Annotated in this window: 11 protein-coding genes and 1 pseudogene; 5 read left to right on the top strand and 7 right to left on the bottom strand. The window is 64.8% G+C overall.

The features are described 5' to 3' along the window. Nucleotides 1-426: alpha/beta fold hydrolase (locus PQQ53_RS31650; protein WP_408328510.1), on the bottom strand; the 426-nt coding region annotated here is incomplete at its 3' end. 25 nt (nt 427-451) lie between these two features. On the opposite strand from PQQ53_RS31650, the gene PQQ53_RS31645 reads away from it, so the two are divergent. The 5 genes and pseudogenes from PQQ53_RS31645 (at nt 452) to PQQ53_RS31625 (ending at nt 6609) form a co-directional block, all read left to right on the top strand. Continuing rightward, nucleotides 452-1156: an ATP-binding cassette domain-containing protein gene (locus PQQ53_RS31645; protein WP_408328507.1), complete on the top strand. Its 705-nt coding sequence runs from the start codon at nt 452-454 to the stop codon at nt 1154-1156. A 10-nt stretch (nt 1157-1166) separates the two neighbouring features. Next, entirely contained in the window at nt 1167-2690 is a 1524-nt protein-coding gene (locus PQQ53_RS31640; RefSeq protein ID WP_408328504.1) for a sugar ABC transporter ATP-binding protein, read from the top strand. 10 nt (nt 2691-2700) lie between these two features. After that, entirely contained in the window at nt 2701-4800 is a 2100-nt protein-coding gene (locus tag PQQ53_RS31635; protein ID WP_408328501.1) for an ABC transporter permease, read from the top strand. Between the two features lie 15 nt (nt 4801-4815). Next, the gene (locus PQQ53_RS31630; protein ID WP_408328499.1) at nt 4816-5757 is read left to right on the top strand and encodes a 3-hydroxyacyl-CoA dehydrogenase; all 942 of its coding nucleotides are present in this window, start codon (nt 4816-4818) and stop codon (nt 5755-5757) included. Between the two features lie 37 nt (nt 5758-5794). Beyond that, nucleotides 5795-6609 (top strand): annotated as a pseudogene (locus tag PQQ53_RS31625) (SMP-30/gluconolactonase/LRE family protein). A 43-nt stretch (nt 6610-6652) separates the two neighbouring features. On the opposite strand, the gene PQQ53_RS31620 reads toward PQQ53_RS31625, so the two are convergent. The 6 genes from PQQ53_RS31620 to PQQ53_RS31595 all read right to left on the bottom strand — a co-directional run bounded on the left by PQQ53_RS31620 (nt 6653) and on the right by PQQ53_RS31595 (nt 12555). Continuing rightward, the gene (locus tag PQQ53_RS31620; RefSeq protein WP_408148606.1) at nt 6653-7018 is read right to left on the bottom strand and encodes a 6-pyruvoyl trahydropterin synthase family protein; all 366 of its coding nucleotides are present in this window, start codon (nt 7016-7018) and stop codon (nt 6653-6655) included. A 74-nt stretch (nt 7019-7092) separates the two neighbouring features. Then, nucleotides 7093-8394 (bottom strand): hypothetical protein, encoded by a 1302-nt coding sequence (locus PQQ53_RS31615; RefSeq protein WP_408148608.1) that lies wholly within the window; start codon nt 8392-8394, stop codon nt 7093-7095. Nucleotides 8395-8504: 110 nt separating this feature from the next. Continuing rightward, nucleotides 8505-9131: a GNAT family N-acetyltransferase gene (locus PQQ53_RS31610; protein WP_408148610.1), complete on the bottom strand. Its 627-nt coding sequence runs from the start codon at nt 9129-9131 to the stop codon at nt 8505-8507. A 156-nt stretch (nt 9132-9287) separates the two neighbouring features. Next, on the bottom strand, nt 9288-10718 hold the full coding sequence (locus tag PQQ53_RS31605) for a helix-turn-helix transcriptional regulator (RefSeq protein WP_408148612.1): 1431 nt from the start codon (nt 10716-10718) through the stop codon (nt 9288-9290). Nucleotides 10719-10815: 97 nt separating this feature from the next. Next, nucleotides 10816-12033 carry a cytochrome P450 gene (locus PQQ53_RS31600; RefSeq protein WP_408328496.1) on the bottom strand — a complete coding sequence of 406 codons (1218 nt, stop codon included), beginning with the start codon at nt 12031-12033 and terminating at the stop codon, nt 10816-10818. A 42-nt stretch (nt 12034-12075) separates the two neighbouring features. Continuing rightward, nucleotides 12076-12555: a hypothetical protein gene (locus PQQ53_RS31595; RefSeq protein WP_408328493.1), complete on the bottom strand. Its 480-nt coding sequence runs from the start codon at nt 12553-12555 to the stop codon at nt 12076-12078. Between the last annotated feature and the right edge of the window lie 242 nt (nt 12556-12797).

Below are 12797 nucleotides of genomic sequence, written 5' to 3'. Positions count from 1 at the left end.
TTTGATGGCTTTTGTCGCGGCCGGCATTTTCGTCGTCAGGTCCTTGAGGTTTTCTCCAACGTCCGGTTCGAACGCGGCGATGTAGACGAGGCCCGTCACGCGCGCATTGTTGCCCGCCTCGGTAATCACCGCTCCGCCGTAACTATGGCCGACGAGGATTGTCGGGCCGTTCTGCGCATCGACGATACGCGTAGTCGCGGCGACGTCTTCCTTGAACGACGTCTCCGGCTCCTGAACCACCGTGACTTTATAGCCGTCCCGCGTGAGGATCTTTGACACGGCTTGCCAGCCCGAGCCGTCGGCGAAATAGCCGTGAACCAGGACGATGTTCTTGACAGGTGCGGCTTCGGCGAACTGCGTGGCGAATGCGCTGGCGCCAATGGTCAAGGCTGCGGCAAAACGGCGAATGTTGTTGATGGTTTTCATTTTCGACTCCAGAAGTCAACGATGATTGGACAATTGGTTGCAATGGTTCAGCTTGCAGGCTGCCGCTGATGACCCGTTAGAGTACGGGTCATGCGAAAGCCGGTACGAATGTTTTGGATGCCTTAACGATACGCGAGATGATCGGGCGAACCTGGGAACGCAGCGCTTCCCGTCGCAGTTGTCGGGCGGGCAGCGGCAGCGTGTGAACATTGCACGCGCGCTGTGCGACGTGCCGCGGCTGCTCGTCGCCGATGAAATCGTCTCCGGTCTCGACGTCTCGGTGCAGGCGCATATCATGGAATTGCTGCTCGCGCTGCGCGAGTCGCACGGCGTCGCCGACGACAAGATCAAGCCCTGCGCGGGTGAATCGTCGAACGGTCACCGCGTGCAGAAGCTGCCGCCTGGCGAGGTGAAAGGCCAGGGCGCCTATCGCTCGATCGGCTACCGTTCGATTTCCTACGGCGCACCGCCCTATTCCGGCGCCATGGCGCTCAAGATGGCCGTGCAGAAGCTGGACGGCAAGGACTTCCCGCAACGCATCACGCTCAAGCTGCCGCTCGTCGAAACGCCGCAGTTCAAGCTGTGCAAGACCGGCAGCATCGACGAACTGAAGGCGGGGTGCACGGACTTCATGCTGGACAAGGTGCCGCCGGGCTGGTTCGCGGACATCTATTCCGAGGAAACCAGAGAGGTCGGCTTCAATGCGGCGCTCACGGGCAACCAGGACTGAGGACGTTGTCATGAACGACGCATCTCTCGCCATCGACCTGTCGAACGTGACCAAGCGCTTCGGCGCGACCGTCGGGCTCGACGGCGCGTCGTTTCGCGTCAAGCGCGGTGCCGTGCACGCGTTGCTCGGCGAGAACGGCGCGGGCAAGTCCACCACCGTCAAGCTGCTGTCCGGTTTGATGCAGCCGGACGCGGGCACCATCCGCGTGATGGGCCGCGACCTGACGATGCGCGGCCCGCAGGACGCCCATCGCGCCGGCGTGCAGACGGCGTTTCAGGAGATGACGCTGGTGCGCGATCTCACGGTCGCGCAGAACCTGCTCCTGTCGTACGAGCCGACCGGGCTTTTCGGGCGCATCAGAATGCGCGAGGCACAGCGCATCCCGGCGCAATGGCTCGAAGAGCTCGATCTCCCGGACGTGCGCCCCGGCGCGTATGTTCGCGACCTGTCCTTGCCGGTCAGGCAAAAGATCGAGATTGCGAAGGCGATCTTGCGCGGCCCGCAAGTACTGCTGCTCGACGAGCCGACTTCGTCGCTGTCGGGCGCGGACGTGGCGTGGCTCTCGCGCCGGATCGACGCGTTAAAGGCAAACGGCGTCACGTTCGTGTTCATCTCGCACCGCATGCAGGAAGTGCGCGAGTTCTGCGACAGCCTCACTGTGTATCGCAATGGCCGCGATGTCGGCTCGTTCGACACGCCCGACATCTCGGACGACGAGGTGATCCGCCTCGTCATCGGCCGCTCCATGGAAGCTAAATATCCGCCAAAGGTCGCGCCGCCAGCGCTGGCGCAGGGCCAAATCCGGCCGCCCGCAATGCAGGCGCGCCGCATCCGCGTGGACGGCGTGGTGAGCGACTTCGACCTGACGCTGGTCGCCGGCGAAGTGCACGGCATCGCGGCGTTGCAGGATATGGGCCAGCGCGAACTGTTCGAGGCGCTGTTCGGCGCGACCTATATCGACGACGGCGAAATCCGCGTCGACGGCAAGCCGGTCACGCTGACCTCGACCGCCGATTCGCTGAAGTCCGGTGTGTCGACCAGTTTTCTGCCTGAAGACCGCAAGACCGAAGGTCTGTTTCTGCGTCAGCCCGGGGCAGAAAACGTGTCGCTGCCGGTGATCGGACGTTATGCGCGCTTTGGGCTGATCGACCGCAAGCGCGAGCAGGCCGCGATCGCCTGGTCGCTCGCGCAGATGGAAGTGAATCCTCGCGCACTCTACAAGCCGTGCCTGTCGTTTTCGGGCGGCAACCGGCAAAAGATCGCAATGGCCAAGTGGATGCTCACGCAAAGCCGCGTCTGGCTGATGTTCGATCCGACCCGCGGCATCGACGTGGGTACCAAACATCAGATTTTCGTGCTGATGCGCGCGTTCGCCGCGGCAGTCGGCGCCGTGCTGTTTTATTCGACCGATGTTCCCGAACTCGTCAATGTGTGCGACCGCGTGTCGGTGATGTATCGCGGCCGCAACGTCGGAGAATTGTCCGGCGATGCGCTCACGGAAGAAGCCGTGATGCGCAACATGCTTTCCAGCTGAGAGGTTGGCCATGAAAATAGCTATTGCGTCCCCCGACAGCGGGATCGTGCGTAGAGGCGCGGGCGCAGGTTGGGCCGCGCGAGTCGATCATCATCGCGGACTGATCATCGCGCTCGGCGCGCTCGTCGCGATGCTCGTTGCGTGGGGCGCGCTGTCGACCACGCCGGTGGGCGCCTACGACATTGGCTCCGTCACTTCCAGCGCGACGACGCTCGCGCTCGCCGTGCTCGGACAGACCATCGTCGTGCTGTCGGGCGGCTTCGATCTGTCCGCGTCGGCAGTCGTGTCGCTCGCCAACGTGCTCGCGGTGCGCTTCGTGCATGGCACGCCACTCCAGCAATGGATTGGCGCGGCGCTGATTCTCGCGACAGGCGGCGGCATTGGTTTGATCAATGGCGCGCTGATCGCGTGGTTCCGCCTGCAATCGATCGTGGTCACGCTCGCGACCATGTTCATGGTTCAGGGTATGACGCTGCTGATCCAGAACAAGCCCGGCGGCAGCGTCGGCGACGAGTTCGGCGCGTTCCTCACGTCCGATCTGATTGCCGAGAAACTGCCCATGTCGGCCGGAGTGCTGATCGCCGCGCTGCTTATATGGGCGTTTATCCGGCGCACGCGGTTCAGCGTCGGTCTGTACGCGCTCGGCAGCGATGCGGACAGCGCGTACGCCAACGGCATGCCCGTCACGCGCTATCGCATCATGACCTACGCGCTCGCAGGCATGTTCTACGCGGCGGCGGGTCTGTATGTGTCGGCGCAGACGGGCTCTGCCGATCCCCTGGTCGGCCGTCCGCCGCTGCTGTCGATGTTTACCGCCGTGGTGCTCGGCGGAACGCTGCTCGGCGGCGGGCGCGGCGGCTGCGTCGGCACCGTGTTCGCCGCCATGACGCTGATGGTCACCGTGAATATCCTGCTCGTGCTGAACGTGTCGGCGTTCTTCACGACCATCGCGGAAGCGGTGATCCTGATTCTCGCGGTACTCGGTTCGTCGATCGGCAAACAGTCGGCCGCGCATGAATGCGCGCGTCACGCGGCGCAATGGCTGAAGGCGCTGCGAACCGGCACGCGAGTGAAGAACGATGCTCGCGCGCGGCGCGTGTCCTTCGAAGTGAGCGGTTTCCAGCCGATCGCCAACACGGAGCTGAAGGGCCGCGCGATTGCGGACTGGATCGAGCGCAACCGCGAGTGGGTGAAGTATGTCGTGCCGGCGTACCTGCTGTTTTTCGCAGTGGTGGTGATCACCGGCTTCGTGTATGGCCCAGCGGTGCTGACCAGCGCGAACTTCTATAGCAGCCTGCTGACGCTGACATTGTTCCTCGCGATTCTCGGCCTCGGACAGGGCGCGGTGATTCTGACCGGCGGACTGGACCTTTCGATGCCCTGGCTCATCACGCTGGCCGGCGTTCTTCTCACCGGCCTCACGCACGGGGCGAACGGGGCGGCGGCGTGGGCGGTCTCGGCCGTGCTCGGCGTCGGCTTGATCGTCGGCGCATTCAAGGGCGTGGGCGTCGTAATGCTCGGCCTTCCGCCGATCGTCGTGACGCTTGCCGCCAACGGCCTGCTGCAAGGTCTCACGCTGATCTACTGCAACGGCTCGCCGCAAGGCTGGTCGCCGTCCGCGATCAGCGAATTCACCAACGGCAGACTCGGGCCCTTGTCGTTCGCCGCATGGAGCGTGCCGGTGTTTCTCGCGCTTGCGCTGTTGCTGCTGCATCGCACGCCGTTCGGGCGGCGCGTGTACGCGGTCGGCAATTCCCAGGTCGCGGCGAAGCTCTCCGGCGTGCGTGTCGGCACAACGCTGATTGCCGTCTACTGCCTCTCGGGATTGTGCTCGGCGCTCGTCGGTTTGCTGCTCGCCGGCTTCAGCTCGCAGGCGTTCCTCGGCATGGGCGATCCGTATCTGCTGCCGTCCATCGCGGTGGTCGTCGTCGGCGGCGCGCTGATCACCGGCGGGCGCGGGCATTATCTCGGCGTGTTCGGCGGCGCGCTGCTGCTGACCGCTCTCGGCACGCTGCTCGCGGGCACGACCGTGCCGCCGGCCGTGCGCGACATCATCAATGGGCTCGTCGTGCTGGCGGCTGTCATCACGCTGCGCGACCGGCGCGCATAACATTGGGACACATTAATGCAGACGAAGACGACAGCGGTAATCGGGTCGGGGCGCATCGGGCGCGCGTGGGCGATCGTGTTCGCGCGCAGCGGCCTCGAAGTGAAGATACACGACGCCTCGCAACAGATGCTGAGAGACGCCATCCCGGCCATTCGCGAAAGCGTGGAGGACCTGGCGTCGTTCAATCTGATCGACGAGCCGGTGGAGGCGATCGTTGCGCGTATTACCGCATGCGAGACCCTTGCCGAAGCGGTCGCAGAGGCGGATCTCGTGCAGGAGAACATTGCCGAGATCGTCGACGTGAAGCGCACGCTGTTTGCGCAGCTAGACCGTCTGACAAGGCCCGAGGCGCTGCTTGCCAGTTCGACCTTGGGTCTGCCGGCATCCACGTTCACCGAAGCGTTGGAAGGCCGCGCGCGCTGTCTGGTCGCGCATCCGGTGAACCCGCCGTCGCTCGTGCCGCTCGTCGAGTTGTGCGGGGCGCCCTGGACGTCGCAGGACACGCTGGAACGTGCTCGCGTTTTCTATGAGCAGGCTGGCCAGAAGCCGGTTACCGTGAATCGCGAAATCTCGGGTTTTCTGCTTAACCGCCTGCAAGGCGCGGTACTCGACGAGGCGCTGAGCCTCTATGAACAGGGCTACGCGAGCGCCGCCGATCTGGACACGGTGATGCGTGACGGTCTCGCGATGCGCTGGTCCTTCATGGGTCCGTTCGAGACGATCGATCTGAACGCACCCGGCGGCGTGGCCGACTATGCGCAGCGCTACGGCGGCACGTACCGCAGCATCGCCGAAACGCGCCTGCCTTTTGACTGGGCCGCTGCCACGCTGGAAAGGCTCGATGCGGAACGGCGTGCCGCGCTGCCGCGCGAGCGCATCGAGGAGCGCAGCCGCTGGCGGGATCGGCGTCTGATGGCGCTGCTCGCTCATCGGCGCGCGCTGAAGGACAAGGAGTGAACCGAAGCGCCAACAACGTGCCAACAAGGAGACGACGATGCCTGAAGTACGCTTGCTCGTGGATGCGAACAATCATCTTGGTGAAGGCCCGCTGTGGGATGTCAAGGAGGAACGGCTGTACTGGATCGACAGCACCGCTGCGGAAATTTACAGCTGCCGCGCGGACGGCAGCGAGGTAAAGCGCTTTTTCGTGCCGCGTCATATCGGTTCGATGGCGCTGCGGGAGCAGGGCGGCGCGGTGGTGGCGCTTGCCAACGGCCTGCATCTCTACGACTTTGATGCGCAGACCGTGCAGTTCATCGCCGACCCGGAAAGCGACGACCCCGAGACCCGCTTCAACGACGGCAAGGTGGACCGGCGCGGCCGCTTCGTCGCGGGCACGATGTCCTACGATTTCGACCGCTACGATGCGGATCGCGGCCAGCGCTCCACGCGCAGCGGCGGTTTGTACCTGCTGGATATCGACGGCACGCTGACACGACTGGACTCGGGCATCAGCTGTTCGAACGGACCGTGCTGGAGCCTCGACAATCGCACGCTGTACTTCACGGACACGTATAGCAGGGAGATGTACGTGTACGACTACGACATCGAAACCGGCGCTGCCGGCAACCGCCGACTGTTCGCTTCGGCGCGCGACATGGCGGGCACCTTCGACGGAGCAACCGTCGATGAAGAAGGCTACGTCTGGTCCGCGCTTGTGTTCGGCGCCCGCATCTCGACACGCTCTACGTAACGACGATGGGCCGCCCGATGTGGGGCATTCCGCAGAAAGAGCGCGACAAGGGCGGATTGTTCGCGGTGACGGGGCTGGGTGTGCGCGGTTTGCCGGAGCCGCGTTTCGCTGGGTGACTGCGGCCCGGCGCGTACTTTCCGCCTTCGTTGGCGTTCGCTGCTACTCGACACTAAGCGTGCATCTGTCTCCGCTGTGGGGACGTTCGACCGACACCTGGATCACGTTTTCCAGCGAGTCGCTGAGCTTCGTCAGAATAAAACTGCACAGATTCTCAAGCGTGGACGAGCCGAGGTCGGGCACGTCGTCGAGCAGCCGGTGATCGAGCAGGCCGCGCACGTCCTCGATCTTCTGCTGAAGCGTGCCCAGATCCACGATCATTTTCGTGACCGGGTTCGGGGCGCCGGACACCGTGACCGACGCCCGGTAAGTATGTCCATGAATGCGCCGGCTGATCTCCGTATGAATCTCCCGTTCGAGGGTGTGCGCCGCGTCGAAATAGAAGCTCTGGCTGAGTTGATATTTCATGGAACTGTCCTGTTTGCACAAAGGGCCTGGTAGCTTCGCATCCGTCATTGAAGGCATTCTGACGAATACTCCTATCAGCTGACCGGCTGATGCGAAGCAACGCTGTGGCCCGCGAACGCGAGCTTCGCGATCTCCGCCGGCACGACCGCCTCGAAATGTCCACCCTGGTCCCAGACGACCACGGTGCGCGCATCCGGCTCTTTCGCGCCGATCTCATCGACGCGCATCCTGCCATCGAATTCGCTGACGAACGCGACGCGCAGCTTCGGCGACATGCCCGGATCGGCATTGATCAACTCAACCAGCCGCTTGGCCGCCAGCGAGAGTGCAGAGATCGGCGCGTTGCGGGCCAGCGGCGCATCTCGTACTTCCGTCATGATTTCGCGGTACTGACTGACCAGTTGCGCATGATCCGAGCCGTAATCGTGCGTGGCATGCTGCAAAAGGGAGATCAGCAGGCAGTTGTTGGTCGAGTCGTGCGCCTTGCCGTCGTTGGGAACGGGTGTCATGCCGGCCGCCTGCATGGCTTCGCGCAGGTGTACGCCGGCGGCGCGTGTCGCGGCGGCGCTTTCCTCATAGATGCGCCGGCCCTCCGCGGAAGCGTAGAGATGCGCGAACTCGCTGCTTTCGAGTGACCAGTCGCGCGTGGCTTCGTATGGCTCATCCGGGAGATGAGCCAGGTTGAGACTGTCCATGCACGCGAACAAGGTATCGACTCGCTCGCGTTCGAAGTCGTGATATGACGGCGCGTGCGGAAGCGCTGCCTGTGCCGGCCGTGCGAGCGGCATGGCCGTCGCAGTCGCCGGAACGGCCTGCATGACGCAGCGCCGCAGCGCCTCGTTCAACTGCGCGGCTTCCTCGTCCGCGGTGACGGGCCGTAGCCGGTATGAGACGAACGATGCATCCGGGCGCGGCCCGAGATGGGAGTGGTCTACGCCGGGCGCGAGCCAGCCGCGATGATGGCCCCCTATGTCATGGTGCAGTCGTGGCGCGTGTGCCTCGCGCGACTCGTTTTCGTCGGCAGCCATCGGCGCAGGCGGCGCCACGTTCCATCTCGGATAAGCGGGCGCCAGTCCGCCGCTGCAGTAGGAGTCTGGCAGCATGGAACGCACAGGGCCTTCGGTCAAGTTGTAGCGGCCGGCCTCGCCGAATATCGGCAACGAATACGCCTGCGCGTTCGCCATGCTGCCGAACGGCATCAGACCGGCGAGCGGCTGGCTCAGGCTTCCCGGCGGCAGGAAGGTGGATCCGTATCGCGGTGCGCCATAGACGTGCCCGTCACGCTGCTGGTACGAATCGGCACTGCCGCGCTCGGCGCCGTATGTGCGTCGGTCCAGCCAGTCCATCATCGCGTCGAGGTTGTCGAGAAGGCCCATGGCGTGCGTTTAAGCGATCCAGTCTAGTGTGCGGTGGAAAAGCGTCATCAACGGATCGACGATAACCGGGGCGACGCGGCGCCGGATTCGCGATGCGAGGCGTTGTCGCTTCACGCGAAGCCGCGCTCCTTATCGTCAGCGCAGTCCGCCAGGGCGAGCCTGTGCATGACCGGCGCGTTGGCATCGGCGGGGTTCCGGGTAATGGAGAACAGCAGTGCGTCTGCTGCTATTCGCCCCTGGTTCGGGCGTCCCTCCCAGTTCGTCAGGCGCCCTTCGAGCCTGAAGCCGAGGCGCGGCATGGTGCTTGCCGCCGGCCCTTCGGGCGCGCAGTACGCGTGAATCCGGCACAACTGCGGCTGCGAGAGCAGCCAGCCGATCAGTTTGAGCAAGGCGGCAAGGCTGGCGCGCCGTCGCCGATGGCCGCTCAGCCTGCTGATCACCACACCGATTTCCGCGCGCGGCGGCTCGGGGCGCAACTCGATCGCGGCGAGCAGCGTGCCGCTCGCGGCATCCTCGAGCGCCCACGTGTAGCGCGTATGGGATTGCCAGCCGGCTTCGCAGCGACGGATGAACGCGCGCGTTTCGTCGATGTCGGCATGCGTGGGCATCGGTAGCCATGCAGTCACCTCGGGATCGCCGAGCAGCACGCTGAACAGCGCTTGCGCGTCGGCGGGGGCGAAAGGCCGTAGCCGGATCGAGCCCGCTTCGACTATGCGCGGTGCGATGAATCCTGACATGGTTCGCTATCCGTATGAATGTGTCGACCATTCGAAGCGGTCTTTTCCGCAGAAAGCGCAAGAGCCGTGCTGCTCGTTCGCGGCAACGCCCGCCGCATCATCGGTTGCTGGTGGGAGCCGCAACGGTGCTATGCCGCCATCCCGCCGCCGAGCTATTCACCGTTCAAGCGTTTCCGACGGCGCTTCCTTGAACCGCTGCCGGTAGCCGTTGAGCAAGGTCGAGCGATGCTGGACGCCCCAGCGGTTGGCGACGCGCAACACGCTCGCCGCATGCGTCTCGTCCGATAGCAGCTCCTCGCGGATGTGCTCCATTCGACGGTTGCGGATCAACTGGCTCGGTGTGTAACCCAGGTTCGCCTTGAAGGCGGCTTGCAGCGCGCGCTCCGTGACGCCGATATGGCTCGCGACCTCGCGAACCGACAGATCGGCGCGGTCCAGGTGCTCGACGAGATAGCGGTAGGCGCGGCGATATTTTCCCGGCAGACGCGCGCTGATGTCGTCGGCGGCGGGCTGCACGCGTTCGGCGGGCGCGGCCGGCACGGAAATGCTGTCCGCCCGTACGTGGCGCAGCGACTGCAATGCGTAGCGCGCGTAAATCTGCGCGTAGTCGTGCAGACGTCCCTGTTGCTGGCGCACTTTCGCCTGGCAATAGAGAAATTCGTTGTACCAGTGCGAGTGCTGGCTGCCGTGCGCCGGCCGGTCGCCGAACACATGCAGCATCGTTTCGGCGATGTGCGGCAGCTTGCCGGCAAGCGACGCGAGCGTGACGTCCAGACGCAATTCGCGTTGATAGTCGTCGAGGCCGGCGCCCTGGCTCCAGCGCAAATGCAACTCGATCTGCGCGAGCGCGGCCTGGCTGCCGCGCGACAAGGCCTGCAGATGATTCATATAGTCGGCATGGCGCGTTAGCACCGCGATCGACGGGATATGGTCGGCGGGCACGGTGGTCAACGCGTCGTCGAGATCGGTCGAGCGTGCCTCGAGCGTCGCGGAATGCCAGTAGATGTGGTCGGCGAGTTGTGCACACGAACGCAGTTTGTACTGCGCGATCACGTCTCGACTCAGCACGTGCGCAAGCCGCAGCCAGCGGGAGTCCTGCGCGTTAGCCGCCCGCTCGCGTAGTGTGACGAGCAGGGCGCGCACGCCGTCGAGCCGGCCCAGTTGAAACAGCACGAGGATCGATCCGACCAGGCTCTCGAGCCGCAGGCCGTCGCTCGCGTCGTCGTCTTCTACTACTCGCTTGAAGCATTTGAGCGCGGTGCCCAGATGGCTCTGGAACAACGCTTGCCAGCCCGCGTTGCGCGACAGCGCCGCGCGCATCGTCTGGTGCTCGCCGCGCATGCACTTCTGAGCGCGCCGGTAAGTGTCCTCGGCATCTTCATGACGGCCCAGCACGAGTTGGACGTCCGCGTATGCCTGCAGGCTCGCATAGTCCGGCGCGGCCCCAGGCTGCGCGCGATCGGCGCGCGCAGCCGCGACCACCAGCGCATCGCGGAACTGGCCGGCCAGCATCTTGGTGAAGAACGTCGAGGCCGGTTCCGCCGATGCGAGGGTCGAGGCGACGGCAAAGTAGATCGTTGAGGACATGGTGCGCTCCGCGTGAAATGGGTGGATACGAAATGTCTTGCTGGTGAACGTATCGTTGCATCTCGTCCCGTCGCGGTCGGCAAACTGTGACGTTCTGTTACTTTCCGGCACGCGCCGCCTGGTCGCGCAGCCACAGCGTCCTGTAGCCGCGGAAACTGCCTTCCTGCAAGCGCGGATTGCGCGCCGATTCGAGCGTGAGCCGTGGCATGCGGGCGAGCAGCGTATCGAACACCACTTCGAGTTGCATGCGTGCGAGCGGCACGCCGATGCAGCCATGCATACCCGCGCCGAACACGAGGCCGTTATGCGCGCGTTCCGGACGAACTTGCGAAGGCATATCGAATTCGGCGGGATCGCGATTGGCCGCGGCCGCGACGATCGCCACGGCGTCGCCGGGGGCGAGCGTTAGCCCGTCGAACTCGACCGCATGCCGCGCGTAACGGAACAGCAAATGCACCGCGGGTTCGAGGCGCATGAGTTCTCGAATGGCCGCCGGCACCAGCGTGGGTTCGCCGGCCAGCCATTGCCATAGGCCGGGGCACGCGAGCGCGTGCCTGAGGGTGTTGCCGATCGACAGCATCGTCGTGCCGTAGCCGGCGATGAACATGAGCAGCACGTTGACCAGCAGCTGATGCGGTGTCAGTTCGCGATCTTGCGGCGGGCGTTCCGCCGGCGTGGCTGGAGCGGTCCGCAGCAGTTCGCGCACGGCCGGCATGTGGCTTTCGAGGTCGCGCATGAAAGCCACGGTCCGCCTGATAGCTTCGCGGCGCTCGTCCGGCCGCAGCGGGGCGGCGCTGATCAGGCGGATCGCGGACATCGAGCCCGCGACGAGTTCGGGCGCATGGGCAACGTCGAGGCCGATCAGACGGCAGATCGTCATTGAAGGCAGCCGCTGGGCGATGTACGCCATCAGGTCGAAACGATGCGGATCGGGCAAGCTTGCGAGCAGCGCATCCAGGTCCGCGCGCAGCCCATCGCGCAGGGACGAGAGCCGCGTCTTCGAAAACAGTGGCGCAAAGGCGTGGCGCAGCCGGTGGTGATCGGCGTCGTCCTGAAACAGCATCATCTCCAGAATGCCCGCCTCGTCGTCAAGCACTCCGGTTGCGACGAGCGGGGAGCGAGACGAGAGCGCTGGATGATTCAGGATCGCACGCGACAGGCGGTACGTGCTGACCATCCATGCGCCGCTCGGGTCGCGATAGACCGGAGCGGCTGCAGAAAGTCCGCTATAGAGCGCGTCGCGGTCGTCTGCCGGATCGGTGAGCAGTTCCAGAAGTGTCTTGCTGGCAAGCGTGCGGGGTTGGGTCAGCAGCATAAAGTCCTCGTCGTGATCATCTGGTCGTCATGCGACGCGCGATTAGCGCTTTCTCGAGTTCTCGACCGCATAGTTCGCCGCGGTGAGAAGCGTCTGCATGACCGTCTGCAGCACGCTTAGAACGATCTGCGCGGCCATGCCGCCCATCTGATTGAGCTGCCCGAAGGTCTGCATCCATCGTTCGGCGCGCCCGGGCGGCGGCATCTGATAGGGATTCGCGACATACGGCGGCGGCGGCCCGTCCGGACGCTTGATGTCCGCAGGGAATTCGCCGCCGGATTTCCCGCCTGCGCTTTCCGCCGGTTTCTCAACGAGTTTTTCCGCTTGCTTAGCCGCCGGTTTCTCCAGCGGCTCCACCTGGGATGTGCTTTCGCCCGTTTGCGTGGACGGCTTCGCGAGACGCGGCTGCCCGACGCCATACTCGTGGCGCTCCATGAAGGTCGAGGTCGGCGACAGCGACGGACTCGGCGGCCCGTCCGTGTCGCTGTCCGTGCCGGCGATGGATGGCGGGGGACGCCGCATCGGCTGCATATGCGACGGGACCGTGCGGAGTGAAGGGGACGTCGCCGGTGGCATGCCATGGTTCGATGCAAGGTCGAGCAGAGAGATGGTGGACGCGTCCGACTGCGAGCGCATTCTTGAGCGCCAGCGCGCCGGTGTCGTGCCGCTCGCGGATATGACGGGTGAGACATCATGCTCGGTATCCTGAGCCCGCTGCACCTTGGCGGACTCTGACAACGCATCTAGCGATGCGTGGCTCGCCC

It is taken from the genome of Paraburkholderia strydomiana (assembly GCF_046030495.1).
In the GTDB taxonomy this organism is placed as follows: domain Bacteria; phylum Pseudomonadota; class Gammaproteobacteria; order Burkholderiales; family Burkholderiaceae; genus Paraburkholderia; species Paraburkholderia strydomiana_A.
Note: the sequence above shows the minus strand (reverse complement) of the source record. Positions and strands in the feature narration are given on the sequence as shown.